At 49.9% G+C, this 15551-nt stretch carries 12 protein-coding genes and 2 tRNA genes; 9 read left to right on the forward strand and 5 right to left on the reverse strand.

What is annotated here, in order from left to right; all coding sequences use genetic code 11:
• Nucleotides 1-25: 25 nt before the first annotated feature.
• Nucleotides 26-766 (reverse strand): sulfate transporter CysZ, encoded by a 741-nt coding sequence (cysZ, locus tag NV375_RS00675; protein WP_258806529.1) that lies wholly within the window; start codon nt 764-766, stop codon nt 26-28.
• A gap of 165 nt (nt 767-931) precedes the next feature.
• Between cysZ and smc the strand changes: the two genes are divergently transcribed.
• From smc to ligA, 3 genes are read left to right on the forward strand one after another with little or no spacing between them, the layout of a single operon-like run.
• Nucleotides 932-4399 carry a chromosome segregation protein SMC gene (smc, locus tag NV375_RS00680; protein WP_258806530.1) on the forward strand — a complete coding sequence of 1156 codons (3468 nt, stop codon included), beginning with the start codon at nt 932-934 and terminating at the stop codon, nt 4397-4399.
• A gap of 40 nt (nt 4400-4439) precedes the next feature.
• Complete coding sequence (gene zipA / locus NV375_RS00685; protein ID WP_258806531.1) at nt 4440-5423, forward strand: cell division protein ZipA; 984 nt, start codon at nt 4440-4442, stop codon at nt 5421-5423.
• Between the two features lie 4 nt (nt 5424-5427).
• Nucleotides 5428-7440 (forward strand): NAD-dependent DNA ligase LigA, encoded by a 2013-nt coding sequence (gene ligA, locus NV375_RS00690; protein ID WP_258806532.1) that lies wholly within the window; start codon nt 5428-5430, stop codon nt 7438-7440.
• A gap of 41 nt (nt 7441-7481) precedes the next feature.
• Here ligA and NV375_RS00695 read toward each other — a convergent pair whose 3' ends face one another.
• Nucleotides 7482-9092, reverse strand: a complete 1611-nt coding sequence (locus NV375_RS00695; protein ID WP_258806533.1) for a LysM peptidoglycan-binding domain-containing protein — start codon at nt 9090-9092, stop codon at nt 7482-7484.
• Nucleotides 9093-9149: 57 nt separating this feature from the next.
• A complete protein-coding gene (gene gloB / locus NV375_RS00700; protein WP_258806534.1) occupies nt 9150-9863 on the reverse strand; it encodes a hydroxyacylglutathione hydrolase in 714 nt (237 codons plus the stop codon).
• Nucleotides 9864-9919: 56 nt separating this feature from the next.
• On the opposite strand from gloB, the gene NV375_RS00705 reads away from it, so the two are divergent.
• Complete coding sequence (locus tag NV375_RS00705) at nt 9920-10669, forward strand: class I SAM-dependent methyltransferase (protein ID WP_258806535.1); 750 nt, start codon at nt 9920-9922, stop codon at nt 10667-10669.
• Complete coding sequence (locus tag NV375_RS00710) at nt 10666-11058, forward strand: rhodanese-like domain-containing protein (RefSeq protein WP_258806536.1); 393 nt, start codon at nt 10666-10668, stop codon at nt 11056-11058. Before NV375_RS00705 ends, NV375_RS00710 begins: the two co-directional genes overlap by 4 nt.
• A gap of 11 nt (nt 11059-11069) precedes the next feature.
• Here NV375_RS00710 and rnhA read toward each other — a convergent pair whose 3' ends face one another.
• Together rnhA and dnaQ are read right to left on the reverse strand one after the other, a co-directional pair.
• Nucleotides 11070-11543, reverse strand: coding sequence for a ribonuclease HI (gene rnhA / locus NV375_RS00715; protein WP_258240602.1), 474 nt, complete (start codon nt 11541-11543; stop codon nt 11070-11072).
• Complete coding sequence (gene dnaQ, locus NV375_RS00720) at nt 11540-12241, reverse strand: DNA polymerase III subunit epsilon (protein ID WP_258240601.1); 702 nt, start codon at nt 12239-12241, stop codon at nt 11540-11542. Before dnaQ ends, rnhA begins: the two co-directional genes overlap by 4 nt.
• A gap of 227 nt (nt 12242-12468) precedes the next feature.
• Between dnaQ and NV375_RS00725 the strand changes: the two genes are divergently transcribed.
• The 4 genes from NV375_RS00725 to NV375_RS00740 all read left to right on the forward strand — a co-directional run bounded on the left by NV375_RS00725 (nt 12469) and on the right by NV375_RS00740 (nt 15367).
• Nucleotides 12469-12545: transfer RNA gene (locus NV375_RS00725), tRNA-Asp, on the forward strand.
• A 27-nt stretch (nt 12546-12572) separates the two neighbouring features.
• A tRNA-Asp gene (locus NV375_RS00730) sits at nt 12573-12649 on the forward strand.
• A 37-nt stretch (nt 12650-12686) separates the two neighbouring features.
• Entirely contained in the window at nt 12687-13034 is a 348-nt protein-coding gene (locus tag NV375_RS00735; RefSeq protein ID WP_258240600.1) for a YkgJ family cysteine cluster protein, read from the forward strand.
• Nucleotides 13035-13168: 134 nt separating this feature from the next.
• Complete coding sequence (locus tag NV375_RS00740) at nt 13169-15367, forward strand: M3 family metallopeptidase (protein ID WP_258806537.1); 2199 nt, start codon at nt 13169-13171, stop codon at nt 15365-15367.
• Nucleotides 15368-15551 lie beyond the last annotated feature (184 nt).

A 15551-nucleotide genomic window follows, 5' to 3' on the forward strand; every position in this document is an offset into this window, starting at 1 on the left:
TCATAACGATTGCTAAAGCGAAGCGCTAGCCTAAATTTTCTGCCCGCATATGATCCACCCACATGGCGGTTGCGCCACAAACGGCAACGGGAATCATGATCAGGTTAATCAATGGGATTGATGCTAAAAAGGCTACCACGACGCCAAAAGTAAGGCTTTTGCCTTGATGTCGGTGTAGGCTACCGCGCATATTTCGAAATGGGACTTTATGATTGTCAAACGCATAGTCAGCGTACTGAATTGTCATCATCCATCCGCCCCAAAGTAGCCACAACACCTGGCCGATGACTGGCACAAAGATAAGCAGTAAGAAGAATCCCAAGGAGCGTGGGATAAAATAAAGTATTTTCTGAAACTCTCGACCTAGCGTCCGTGGAATGTCTTTCATCATACCACTCACCCCGCCGTTAGCAGCGGGCACTCCGGTGAGCCTTTCTTCGACCTTCTCAGCCAGTAAACTGTTAAAGGGCGAGGCGATGATATTGGCCACGCTAGTAAAGGTCATGGCAAATAACAGCAAAACAGCAATGATGATGAGTGGCCAAAGAATGATTTCCAACCAATGCAGCCACTCTGGTAACCATGCCATAAAGTCCGCAACCCAAAGCGTGGTGTAATGAAAGACCGCAGCAATAGCGACGCTAAAGAGCAGAACGTTAATCGTTAATGGAATCAGCGCATAGCGGCGGACGCCTTTTTGAAAGGCAAGCTCAAAGCCGCGGGCAACGTAACTTGCGCCAAAATCACTGTAACCTGCTTGCGCCATGCTTAACTCCTTGCTGGTTTCGACCGAAAAGAAAATAGTGTTTGCGAGAGCTTTACGCAGTATACAAACTTATAATCTCGAACTAACCTTGAAAATGTTACAAAATCTAGCATTATGAAGGTCTGCTAACTCAAACCCTGACATAATAATTAGAAACAGGACCCCATGCGCCTCAAACATATCAAACTTGTAGGCTTTAAGTCGTTCGTCGACGCTACCAAAGTGCCATTTCCGCACCAGATGACCTGTGTTGTCGGGCCGAATGGCTGTGGCAAGTCTAATGTGATTGATGCGGTGCGCTGGGTGCTCGGTGAAAGCTCGGCGAAAAATTTACGTGGCGATGCCATGACCGATGTTATTTTCAATGGCTCTGGCGCACGTAAGCCGGTATCGCAAGCCAGTGTCGAGCTGGTTTTTGATAATTCTGATGGGCGTATTCAGGGGGAGTATGCTAACTACGCAGAAATTTCTGTGAAACGACTCGTCACTCGTGATGGTCGCTCCGATTATTTTCTCAATAGTAGCAAGTGCCGCCGCCGTGATATTACGGACTTATTCCTTGGTACCGGGTTAGGTCCGCGTAGTTATGCGATCATTGAACAAGGTATGATCTCGCGGCTTATCGAGTCTAAACCTCAGGAACTGCGTGTATTTATTGAAGAAGCTGCGGGTATATCGAAATACAAAGAGCGTCGCCGTGAAACTGAAAACCGAATGCAGCACACCCGTGACAATCTTGATCGTTTGAACGATGTGCGCGATGAACTTGGTAGCCAATTGGATAAACTGCAACGCCAAGCCGCCGCAGCCCGCCGCTATAAAGATTTAAAGCAACAAGAGCGTAAATTTAAAGCTGAACTGCAAGCATTGCGTTGGCTAACCCAAGAACAGCAAGCTGAACGGTTGCGACAAACCATTCGGGAGCACGAGGCAGAACTTGAGCGTTGGCTCGCTGAGCAACGAGGTAGTGAACGTGGCACAGTGGAGTTGCGCGAGCAGGCGAACGAAACCAAAACTAAATTGGATGAAATCCAACAGCGCTTTTATCAACTTGGTAATGATGTCACGCGCACCGAACATCAATTGCAAGCACTGCGCACGCAAGCGCAGCAGCGGGAACAACGGCAGCAACAATTACGAGCTGAACTGACGCAGTTGGATGAAACCTATCAACGTGACGTTGAGCAAGAGGTAGACATCAATTTGCAGCTCGAGCAGTTGCAACCTGAGTTGGAAATGGCCGCAGAGCAAGCTGAACAGGCCCAAGAAGCTTTCCAACAGCATGAAGAAGCCTGGTTACAATTACAAAACGACTACCAAGCGTTCTTAGCCGAACAGCAGCAGTATCGCGAGCGTATGCAGCAGTTACAGTTGCAACGCGAGCGTTGCGCTGACCAGTTACAGCGTACCCAACAACAGCGTCAAGACGCCGTAGAGCAAGCGCAACAACTTAAACGAGAGCTTGCAGAGCTGACTGAGCATGAAGCAGCGCAGGAATATGCACGGGCCGAACAAAAGCTTGCCGACGCTGAACTTGGCGTGACTGAGCAACAACAACGACTCCAACAACTGCGCGAACAGCGTCAACAACATCAGGCACAACTGACCGACTTGCAGCAGCAAGAGCAGCAGTTATTGGGGCGCGAAAGCTCGCTGCAAACCTTACTTGCCGCAGCACAAGCGGATTGGCCAGCAATTTTGGCGGAATGGCTGGGCGAGCAGGGGCTGCGCCCACTTGGACAAGTGCGTGAGCTACTCGATGTGAGTGATGAATGGCGCTTGGCCGCTGAACAAGCCTTTCATGCTTGGCTAGATGCTTATGTGCTTGAAGAAGCCCCAGCTCATTGGCCGGAACAACTTGGTACACGGTTGGTGGTGCTAGGTAGCTCAAAGGCTCCGTCAGACAGTCTCGCGGCGCAAATCAAGGGCCCGCTACAGCAGTGGGCTCTGCCGCAACAAATGCGTCTGTGCGAAGATGCAACTCAGGCGAGCGGCTTATCTGCCGACGCCTCGGCACATGTAACACTGATCAAGGAGGGCCAATTGTGGACCGCTGGTGCTTATCAAGCGCAGCAGATCGCAGCCCAAGAGAGCCAACTCCTACAACAACAAGAGCTTGAACAGACCACCGCACAATTGGCGAAGGTCCGTGCGCAGCGTACGGCTAAGCAGCAACAACTCGAGCAGAGCAATGCCCAGCGTGAAGTGCTGGAAGCAGAGCTGTCGAGTGCCCAAAAGCGCTTTAACGAGGCGCAGGCAAATGTAGCGACTTGGCGCGAAAAACAACGATGGCAGGCTGAACAACAAAGCCAATTGGAAAGTAAACTTTTACGTAGTGAAGAACAGCAACAAACACTTGTTGAGACCGCCGAAACCTTGCAGTTACAGCTTGAGGAAGTGGTTTCCGCGTTAGCTGATGCTGAAGAGCAACAGCCGCGCAGCGACGAACAGGAATGGCAAAGTAAGCGCGAGATCCTGCAAGCTGAACGTCAGCATTTACGCGAGCAGGCGCAACACTATCAGCAGCAATGGCAAGACAAAAAACTAAAAGTAGAGCAGTACAAGAGCCAACTCCAGCACATGCAGACCTTGGTGCAACGCGTACAGCAACAACAGCAACAAGCGCAAGAGCAGTTACAGCTATTGGCTGATGGTAGTGAAGATCAAGAAGAAACAGAAGTGTTAGCCTTACAACTGGAAGAGCTGTTGCAGCAGCGCGAGCAAGTTGATGAGGAACGGCGGGTCTGGGCCAATAAGTTAGCTGAAATTGAGCAACAGTTACATGATGTAAGTAGTGGTGCAAAAGGTGTCGAAACCCAGATAGAAAAGGCTCGACAACAACTACAAAGTAGCCAAATGGAGCTCGCTGCGGTGCAGGAACGCAGTCGTAACGTACTGTCAGTGCTCGATGAAATGCAGCAACCATTGAAGCCGGTTTTGGAGCAACTCCCAGAAGATGCTGACGAGAAAAAATGGCAGCAAGAGGTCGAACGTTTGCAAAGCGCGATTGCCCGCTTGGGCGCGATAAATTTGGCTGCGATTGAAGAGGCTGAAACTTTAGCAGAACGTAAAGAGTATTTAGATCAGCAGCACGAAGACTTAAGCTCAAGTTTAGAAACACTCGAAACGGCAATTCGTAAGATTGATCGCGAAACACGACAGCGTTTTAAAACCACCTATGACGCCGTCAATAGTGGTTTGCAAGAGCTGTTTCCAAAAGTGTTTGGTGGCGGTAGTGCTTATTTGGAACTTACCGAAGATGATCTACTCGAAACAGGTGTAGCGATCATGGCGCGACCACCAGGTAAGAAAAACAGTACAATTCATCTGTTATCGGGTGGTGAAAAGGCGTTAACCGCTTTATCATTGGTGTTTGCGATTTTTCGTTTGAATCCAGCCCCGTTTTGTCTGCTGGACGAAGTCGACGCACCGTTAGATGATGCGAATGTCGGGCGGTTTTGCCGTTTGGTAGAAGAAATGTCGCAAACAGTGCAGTTTATTTATATTAGTCACAATAAAGTGGCGATGGAAATGGCGTCACATTTAGCTGGAGTCACCATGCAAGAGCCTGGTGTCTCACGCTTGGTGGCTGTAGATGTCGATGAAGCTGTGGCCTTGACCGAAGCTTCATAAAAAAACAACAACAGAACATCAGAATTATGGAAAGCCTGCAATGAGTAGCATGCAAATTGTTTTTAGCATTATTGGTTTAGTGTTGATCGCGCTGATCATCGGCCACGGCATGTGGAATATTCGTCGCAATGAACGTCGTAAACTCGAACAACAGTTAGAACTTGAGCAAAAACGCCAGCGTGCGCAGGGAACAGCAGGCTTTGATGATGACGGCATCGGCGAAGTTCGCGTGATTCGCCGTGCTTCAGAACGTCAAGCGCAACAACAGAACATGGAAAAGCCTACCGAAAAGGGTGCGGAAAAGCATACCAAGTCGTCTGCAACAACGACATCAACGGCTTCAGAAAAAGCTCCGGCAGCGCAGCCTAAAACGCGGGATAGTATTCGTGCGAGTGCCGACGACGAAGATTTTGAGTTGCCTTCCGTAGCGGCGCAACCCGACGAGCTGAAACAAGCAGAGCAAGCCGCAAAAGCGACCGCAAAAGCTGGCGCCAGCAAAACATCTACGCATGCCAACCCGGCCAAATCTGCCGCGGCCGAACCAGCGCAGCAGAGTATGGAATTGCCACTTGAGCCCGACGATGAGCCACCGCTAACGCAAGAGCCTGATCTCGTGATTGCGCTTCATGTTGTGGGGCAGATCAGCGGTCCTGTTTTACTGCAACAGCTGACAGAGCTAGGTTTCAAGTACGGTGAGTTTGATATTTTTCACCGCCATGTCGATACCGCAGGTACTGGGCCGGTGTTGTTCAGCCTTGCCAATATGTTCAATCCAGGCACTTTTGATATTGATGCCATGGAGCACTTTGAAACCAAAGGCATTGCCTTGTTTTTAGCGCTGCCGATCAAGAGCAACTCAACGCAAGCTTTTACCATGATGCATAATGCTGCTGAAAAAATTGCCGCAGCAGTAGAGGGTGGGCAAGTGCTCGATGAACATCGTAACCCACTGACCCGTCAAGCAGTACAACATATTCATCAAAGTATTCGTGAATACGAACGTAAACGTTTAATCCGACAGTAGGCCTATGACAGATTCAGCAGTTGTCGAGCGTGCGCAGCAGTTGCGTATGCTGATCACCCAATACAATCGAGAATATTACGAGCTTGATGAGCCGACGGTTCCCGATGCCGAGTACGACCGCCTATTCCGCGAACTACAGCAACTCGAAAGCGACTATCCGGAGTTGCAAAGCGCACATTCACCGACGCAGAAAGTTGGCAGTCAGCCGCTTGACGCATTTACTCAAGTTGCCCACGAAATACCGATGCTATCACTGGATAACGCGTTCGACAGTGACGAGTTCGCTGCCTTTGCCCAGCGCGTTGCCGAGCGTTTGGATAGTGCAACGGCGATCGCCTACTGCTGTGAGCCAAAGCTCGATGGTGCCGCAGTGAGCATTTTGTATGAAGACGGTAAGTTAATCCGCGGTGCTACCCGCGGCGACGGTCAAACCGGTGAAGATATCACCGCCAATGTACGTACTATCCGCAACTTACCTTTACAGCTGCAGGGTGACTACCCAAAACGGCTCGAAGTTCGGGGTGAAGTCTTCATGCCGGTGCAAGCTTTTGCGGAGTACAATGAAAAAGCGTTGGCGCGAGGTGAGAAAACCTTTGCCAACCCACGTAATGCTGCCGCAGGTAGCTTACGGCAACTCGACTCACGAATTACCGCGCAACGACCTTTACACTTCTACGCTTATAGCATGGGAGTTGTCAGTGCCGACAAAGAGCTCAAGAACTCTCATTTTGAGCGTTTACAACAACTCGCTGCTTGGGGCTTGCCCATTAGTGGCGAAGTTCAGCGCGTGACCAATGCCGAAGGCTGCGAAGCCTACTATAACGCTATCATGGCCCGCCGTGAGCAACTGCGTTATGAAATTGACGGCATCGTACTCAAAGTAGATAACATTCATCAACAGCAAGATCTTGGCTTCGTGTCTCGGGCGCCACGTTGGGCTATTGCCTGGAAGTTTCCTGCACAAGAAGAAATGACGGTCTTGCAAGGCGTCGACTTTCAAGTAGGGCGAACCGGTGCAATTACGCCTGTTGCGCGACTTGAACCTGTCTCGGTAGGGGGCGTCACGGTGTCGAATGCGACCCTGCACAATGCTGACGAAATTGCCCGACTTGATGCGCATATTGGTGATACGGTGATCATTCGGCGCGCCGGAGATGTCATTCCACAAGTGGTCAGTGTCGTTAAAGAGCGTCGTCCGTCGAACACCGTGAAAATCGAATTTCCGCATCAATGCCCGATTTGTGCGTCTCACGTCGAACGCGCTGAAGGTGAAGCCGTTGCCCGCTGCACTGGTGGCCTTATTTGTGCAGCTCAGCGTAAAGAGGCCTTGAAGCATTTTGCCTCTCGTAAAGCGATGGATATCGATGGTTTGGGCGACAAACTGATTGAACTCTTAGTTGAACGTGAGTGGTTGACGTCGCCCGCAGACTTATTCAAGCTGAAAGCGCGTGAGCTGGCGATGCTCCCGCGTATGGGCGACAAGTCGGCGGAAAACATTGTTGCAGCCATCGAACAGAGTAAAACAACCACGTTACCGCGCTTTTTGTATGCGCTAGGCATTCGTGAAGTCGGAGAGGCGACAGCTGCTAATTTAGCCAGTCACTTTGCTTCGCTTGAGGCATTAATGGCGGCCGATGAGGAACAACTCGAGCAGGTCAATGATGTTGGCAGCGTGGTCGCCAGTCACATTTATCAGTTCTTCCGCGAACCGCATAATCAAGAAGTCATTGCCGAGTTGCTCGCGCAAGGTATTGCATGGCCTGAAGTAGAACGGCTTGCGGAAAGTGAAGCGACACTGGCAGGAAACACTTACGTGCTTACTGGTACCTTGACGCAGATGACACGCGATGAAGCCAAACAGGCGTTACAAGCGCGCGGTGCTAAAGTTACTGGGAGTGTTTCGGCTAAGACGACGGCAGTGATTGCAGGCGACAATGCTGGCTCAAAACTGACCAAAGCAGAGCAGTTGGGCGTGCCGGTGTTGAATGAAGATGACCTTGTTAAACTACTGGACTAAATGACTGGGCTCGCAATGAACGAGCCCAGCATCCGCACGATTTAGATGTCGTTCGTCATGCGCGTAACATCGACAATCAACTTTAAGCGTTGACCAGGTTGTAAATAGTTACTGCGATTGATCTGATTCCATTTTTCGATATCGCGGATCGTCACATTGAAACGGTTGGCGATGCGCGCTAACGAATCCCCGGAACGAACCTGATAATGAATGCTGCGGGTAACACCCGAAGTTTTCTCATCACCTTGCCAAACGACAAGTTTACGTCCTGGGCGTAGCGGATCGGTTGGTGCTATGCCATTCCATTTTGCGAGTTGACGAAGGTTGACGTCATATTTTCGACTCAAGTCCCAAAGGGTATCACCGCGCTTTATTGTATGGTCGATTTTGTAGCTGCCTTGCTGGCGTGACTGGGTCGCCGATAAACGCTGATCAGCGGAAAGGCTGTAGTCATCGAGTTCACGAGCAGCCGCAGGTACTAGTAAATAATCACCAGCGCGGATCAAATGTCCAGTGAGGTTGTTCGCTTGCTGAATGGCGTGCGCCGTAGTGTGATATTGCTTGGCAATCACAATAAGACTCTCGCCTGATTTTACTTTGTGACGGTGCCAGCGCACTAAGTCACTTTGTTCGGCATTCACCAACCACTGTTCGAGACGTTCGGCGTTTGCTAATGGCAGCAGCAGGCGGTGGGGGCCATCAGGGTCGGTCGCCCAGCGATTGTAGCCGGAATTATAGTGGTGTAATTGTTCGAGTTCGAGTCCAGACATTTCGGCGGCAAGCGCTAAGTCAATTTGACTATCGGTTTCGACCACGCGTAAATAAGGCTTATTTTCAATCGGTAACCAGCTCACTTGATAGTTGTCTTGGTGTCGTAAAATATCTGCCAGCGCGAGCAATTTAGGCACGTAAGCTCGTGTTTCGCGTGGCAAATCAAGTGACCAAAAGTCGGTCGGTTTGCCAGCTCGGGCGTTACGACGAATGGCGGAGTTGACGCGGCCGCCCCCTGAGTTATAGGCAGCTAGAGCATGTAGCCAATTGTCGAAACGGTTATTCAAGGCGGTTAAATAATCGAGTGCAGCGTGAGTTGCGGAGTAAACGTCACGGCGGCCGTCATACCACCAGTTGATGTCTAAACCATACTGCCGAGCGGTACCAGGAATAAATTGCCAAATGCCAGCTGCACTGCCATGGGAATAGGCAAAAGGGTCGAAGGCACTTTCTACGATTGGCAATAGCGCTAATTCCAATGGCAAATTCCGTTTTTCTATCTCTTCAACGATGAAATGCATGAACGGCGCCGCTCTTTTTGCGACCCGATCCATGTAGGCTGGATGTTGTAGATAGAAGTTGCGCTGCGCTTCAACCCGAGCGTTTTCTGGAATAGGCATCGCGAGTTGGCGGCGAATACGCTGCCAAAGATCTGCTTCTTGTTGTGGCGTCACCTTTTCGACTACGGGTAGTGGCGCGATCAGTTCAGGGTTAAGTAACTGCGTTTGCGACTTGGCGTCAGCTTGTTTTGCGCGTGGGACTTTAACATTAGCACTTTGATCTTGCTGAGTTGTCGTTGTTGTTGTCGCGGTGTCCGTCGGTGTTGATTGGCAAGCAGCCAAAACCGACGCACTTAGCGTCAGCATTATCAGTTTTTTCATGCATGCCTTCCTATCGGTAGGTTTAACTTGCTGCGTACTTTAACGCAGTTTAAGGTTTTAGAAATTATCTTTCCACTGCCTTAACTTGGCAAACTCTGCGGCGTCTTTAGCGCGCAGAAACGGATTAATCGCAAGTTCACGCTCAATGGTCGACGGCAGCGAAGGTTGCTGTTTTTCGCGCCATTGATGAACTTCGCTTTCGGCGGACTGAATAGCCTGATTATTCGGCTCGGCAGCGCGTGCAAAACGTAAATTCGCGGTCGTGTATTCGTGCGTACAATAGACTCGAGTGGCTGGCGGAAGTTCGGCCAACTTGCGTAAAGATGAAAAAAATTGCGGGGCGGTACCTTCAAACATGCGACCACAACCGGCGCTAAAGAGGGTATCACCGCAAAACAATAAACCCGAACTATAAAAGCTAAGATGGTCAAGCGTGTGTCCCGGCGTTTCCAGTACCTCAAATTCACACTCAAGTCCTGCTGGTGTGAAACGATCACCGTGTTTTAGTGGATGCTCAATGCCTTTGATTTTTGGATTGTCTGGACCATAAACCGGCACCGCATAATGCTCAAGCAGTGGTAGTAAACCATCCGTATGATCCCAGTGGTGATGCGTAATAAGAATACTGGCGAGACCGATGCCTTGTGCTGCTAGCCACGCTAAGACAGGTTTTTCATCGCCGGGGTCAACAATAACGGCATCGTCATTCGCAGTTGGCTGAATAGCCCAAATGTAGTTATCATCAAAGGCAGGGATGGGCGTAATGATCATGGCGCATTCATCTTTCGTTGCTAACATTGCAATAAGTATACAGGGCCGAGAGCACGATGTTAAAACCAGCATTACGAGAACGCGTCGCAGCACCGCCGAAAGGTTGGCAGGATATTGCCAACGGGGAGTGGTTGCGTTGCCAAGTCGAGCAGATAGTGGCATCGCACATCGAGCGTTTGTATGGCTATCATTTCGCCACAGTAGGGCGCTTAAGTGCGCAATTGCAGCTACCGCATTCGGCGATTAAACATTGCTTTAGTCTTGCTAGTGAAGCAGCCAGTAACGTGCAGGTTTGTGCGGAATCGATCCATTTGCCTTTTGCGGAAGCGAGCTTAGATGCTGTTCTTTTGGCTGGAGAACTTGAATTTGCCAATGATCCCCACCAGATACTTCGAGAAGTGAATCACAGTCTTATTGCTGATGGTAAATTGATTTATGTCGGCTTTAACCCGCTAGCGTGGCACCAAGTACAGCAGTTGTGGCCAGCGAATGTGAACCACTATCCGTGGTGCGGTCGTTCTTTTACACGATCGAGAGTGCTGGATTGGTTAGCGTTGTTAAACTTTGAAGTGACCGAAGCCCAGTATTTTGCGCCAGGTTTTTTGCAACAGCGGTGGCAATGGCCTGAGCGACTTGCCACCAAGGTTCATAACTGGGTGCCGCAGTTGGCGAGTTGTTATGTGATCGTCGCGCGCAAACGCGAGTACCCTTTAACGTTGTTGCCCGAGCGTGCCCAACGTAAGCGGGTACAGCCGAATTTACAAACTGTTCCATTGGCGAATCAAACGCAAATAAAGGAGTTATGATGTTAAGTCCCCAAGAGTTATGTGCGAAGGCAAAAGGTAATGTGCAGGAGATTGATATTGAGCAACTGCAGGAGCGAATTGCTGAAGGCGCTCGAGTGATCGATGTGCGTGAACCCGGTGAATATGCCGCCGGCCACATTCGTCAGGCCGTGAATATGCCGCGTGGTGTATTAGAAATGCAGTTAAACCAACATCCCGATGTCGCAGGGTATGACGATGCGCTACAACGTATTGCCGAGCAACCGTTGTATTTAATTTGTCGTTCTGGCGGCCGCTCTGCACTTGCCGCAGAATCATTGCAGCGTATGGGATTTGACAAGGTTTACTCGGTTGACGGTGGCATGCAGGCTTGGGAAGAGAAAAAATACCCGCAAGTCACAGGTGAATAACCGTTCTCCGGCTAACCTTCGTAGCCAGTGTCATCAGCTAAATCTGAGCCACTGGCTGCTTGTCTTGCTAATTCGTCACAACGTTCGTTTTGTGGGTGACCAGCGTGACCTTTAACCCACTTCCAATGTATTGAGTGACGTTGGGTCGCTGCATCCAGCGCGCGCCATAGATCGGCATTCTTTACCGGCTTTTTCGCCGCCGTACGCCAACCATTAAGCTTCCAGTTATGAATCCACTTTTGAATGCCGTCTTTCAGGTACTGACTATCGGACGTCAGGGTGACCTCGCAGGGTTGGTTAAGCGCTTCTAAGGCTTTGACCGCAGCCAGCATTTCCATGCGATTATTGGTAGTTAAGCGAAATCCAGCACTCAGTTCCTTATGATGCTTGCCATACTCGATGACAATGCCGTAACCGCCCGGGCCTGGGTTGCCTAAACAGGAACCATCGGTATAAATGTGTACCTTTTTCTGCGCTGCATTCACGCGTTGGGCTCCTGCCAAAGTGGTGCATCAATGAGCTTCAAACGCTCTAAATGTGCTTGCTCTTCTTCAGCAGAGGCTTTAACGACGCGCAATTGGGGCTTATTGCTGACCCGACTCCAGTCGACGGTTTGGCCATTATGTTGGTGGCTTTTCTTTTGTGTCGCTAATTCGAGCTTTGTTTGCCCGCCAGTCATCATCAGATAGACGTCAGCTAACAGTTCCGCATCAAGTAATGCGCCGTGGAAGGTCCGATTGGAGTTATCGATGCCAAAGGCGCGACAAAGGGCATCGAGATTATTCTTTTGCCCCGGGCGCATTTCGCGTGCCAGCATGAGCGTATCGAGAATCTTGCAATAATCGGTCGTCTTGCCAAAACCATTACGTAGTAGGGCAAATTCATGGTCGATAAAGCCGACGTCAAACGCCGCATTATGAATCACTAACTCACTACCATCGATGAACTTAAGAAAATCATCGGCAACTTGTGAAAAAACCGGTTTATCTTGCAGGAATTCGTTGGTAATGCCGTGAACTTCAATGGCTTCTTGTTCAACCACTCGCTGCGGATTGATATACACGTGGAACGTGTTCCCCGTCAGTTTGCGGCCAATCACTTCAACAGCACCAATTTCGATAATGCGATGGCCACGCGCAGGGTCGAGGCCGGTGGTTTCCGTATCGAGAACGATTTGTCGCATCGTAATGGCTTCCTTTGGTACGCGAGTAATGAATGAAAGAGTACCTTAAAGTGTGGGGTTTGCGAACCCGCGACAAGGCTTAAAACATGTAAAAATAGTACGATCTGATTGTTTTTCAGGCAAACGGAATAAATCTTCAAAAAAAAGGTTGACGGGAAAGAACAGCCCTCGTAATATTCGCTCCGCATTCGGGGGGACCCACTCGGGAAACCCAGAATCAGGAAGTTGGAGCGGTAGTTCAGTTGGTTAGAATACCGGCCTGTCACGCCGGGGGTCGCGGGTTCGAGTCCCGTCCGCTCCGCCACTTTCCTGAAACGCAAATCACCGCTGCGGAGCGGTAGTTCAGTTGGTTAGAATACCGGCCTGTCACGCCGGGGGTCGCGGGTTCGAGTCCCGTCCGCTCCGCCATTTCAAACATGATTTTTCTGTTGTGGAGTGTTGCGCGATGAGTACGGTTTCGGCCTGCTTGACGTGTGGGGCTTGCTGCGCCACCTATCGTGTTTCGTTTTACTGGGGTGAAGCTACTGGCGCTCCTGCCGGTTATGTTCCCTCTGAACTCACCGAAAACTTTCACCCGCATTTACTGTGCATGCAAGGTACTAACCAAGCAAGTCCGCGTTGCGTCGCCCTTGAAGGTACCATCGGCAAGCAAGTTGGGTGCAGTATCTACAGCAACCGTCCATCGCCTTGTCGTGAGTTTGTCGCGGGCGACGAAGCAGCGAATCCTTTTTGTGATAAAGCTCGGGCCAAACACGGTCTGCCACCATTAATTCCTGTTAAAGAAGTAGCGTAATCCGCTCAAATGCTGGTTTTGCGCTACGAAAAGCTCTTGAGCCCCTGTTTACCAACGGTTACATTATTGAACGTTATAACTCAGCCCTATCTGTTAAGGTAGAGAGCTACACTATTCACAGGGGAGTCTTACTCATGCGTAAAAGCCTGATCGCCGTTGCTATCGGTGCAACACTTACTGTTGCTGCATGTGCCGATAAAGAAGCAGCGCAAACAACTGACCAACAAGCAGAACAACAAGTTCAACAAGCCGAGCAGCAAACCGCTGTGGCGGAATTTAACGAAGCTAATCCGTTCTATGCGGAGAGCACACTGCCGTTCCACGCACCAGATTTCACTAAGATCGAGTTTGCTCACTATGAACCTGCACTATTAGCCGGTATGGAAGAGCATGCGGCAGAAATCGAAGCGATCGCAACGAATCCTGAACCAGCGACGTTTGAGAATACCATCGTCGCAATGGAAAAATCAGGTGCGTTACTTAGCCGCGTTAGTTCGGTATTTGGCAACGTTGCTGGTTCAGCGGGTAATGATGATTTCCGCGCTCTGCAAGTCAAAATGGCACCGAAGTATGCAGCCCATGGTGACAATATCAGTTTAAACCCAGAACTGTTTGCGCGGGTTAAAGCGGTTTATGAGAACCGTGATCAATTTGAAGGCGAAGAACTGCGCCTGATCGAGGATACTTATAAAGGTTTTGTACGCGCTGGTGCCGAGCTCAACGAAGAGCAAAAAACACGTATTCGTGAAATTAACTCTGAGCTATCTTCGTTAACGACTGAGTTCCGTAACAACCTGATGAGCTTGGTTGACGAGAATATGGTCGTGGTTGAAGACAAAGCTGAACTGGCGGGTTTGAGCGAGTCACAGATTGCGCAATTAGCAGCAACTGCTGAAGCTAAAGAAATGCCTGGCAAATACGTGATCACTGTCACTAATACAACGCGTCAGCCAATCTTACAGTCGCTTGAAAATCGCGAGCTTCGCGAGAAAGTTTGGCGTGCGTCTGCCGAGCGTGGCACGGGTAACACTGCGACCGATAACCGCCCACTAGTGAAGAAAATGGCACAGTTACGTGCGGAAAAAGCGCAACTGCTTGGCTATGAAAATTGGGGCGCTTACGTACTTGAGCAAAGCATGGCCGCGACGCCAAGTGCGGCTCAGCAAATGTTGCGTGACTTAGTACCAGCTGTCGTCAGCAACGTTGAAGCGGAAATGGCTGAGATCCAGCAAGTCATTGATGGCGAAGGCGGTGAGTTCGACGTTCAACCGTGGGACTGGGCATTCTATGCCGAGAAAGTACGCGAAGAGAAATACGCACTTGATTCAAACGAAGTGAAGCAATACTTCGAGTTCAACCGCGTGGTTGAAGATGGTGTGTTCTACGCCATGAATCAATTGTTTGGTATCACTTTTGAAAAGCGTGATGACATTCCAACGTATGCGGAGGACATCGTCGTTTACGAAGTCAAAGACGTTGATGGCGAGAGCCTTGGCTTGTTCTATGGCGACTGGTTTACCCGCGACGGTAAGCGCGGTGGTGCATGGATGAGCTCATTCGTAGGCCAATCACACCTACTTGGTAACAAGCCCGTTATTCTAAATAATATGAACATCACCAAGGCTGCAGATGGCGAACCTACGCTATTGAGCTTTGACGAAGTGAGCACCATGTTCCATGAAATGGGTCATGCGTTACACGGTATGTTCTCAGATGTAACTTACCCGTCATTGGCCGGTACTTCAGTATCACGTGACTACGTTGAGTTCCCGTCAACCTTCCAAGAAGATTGGACGTTGAACCCGAAAGTTATTGCGAATATGGCTAAACACCATGAGACCGGCGAGCAAATTCCACAAGAGTTGCTCGACAAAGTGATGGCAGCGAAGAACTTCAACATGGGTTATGACACCCTTGAGTACATTGCTGCAGCATTGTTGGACTTGGAATACCACACGCTGACACCTGACGCAGCTGCCGGTATTGCCGACGTCAATAGCTTTGAGCAAGCAGCACTGACCCGTAACGGCGTAGCGGTGGAAGCTGTTCCACCACGTTACAAGTCTAACTTCTTTGCGCACGTGTTTGCTGGCGGCTACTCAGCTGGTTACTACGCTTACATGTGGTCAGAAGTGTTGGCAGCTGACGCGTTTAAGTTTGTGCAAGACAATGGCGGTCTAACGCTGGAAAATGGCCAAGCTTTCCGTGATGCCATCTTGTCAAAAGGCAACAGTAAAGATCCGATGCAACAATACATCGACTTCCGTGGCCAGAAGCCAACCGTTGATGCGCTGCTTGAGCGTCGTGGTTTAACTGCGCCAACAATCGACTAATCGCGACTGCAACTTTAGTCGAAATTAGCCTAGTAAGAAGCCCGACAAATCGTAAAGGTTTGTCGGGCTTTACATTTTCATTACATTGTTATCTTGCTGAATTCCATGGGTTATGCCATATATAAAGTTCATATTCTTTAAGAATATGTTAACTCATGTGGAAATTAATCCAGGGAATATAATC

Source organism: Pseudidiomarina sp. CB1 (assembly GCF_024752025.1).
GTDB lineage: Bacteria > Pseudomonadota > Gammaproteobacteria > Enterobacterales > Alteromonadaceae > Pseudidiomarina.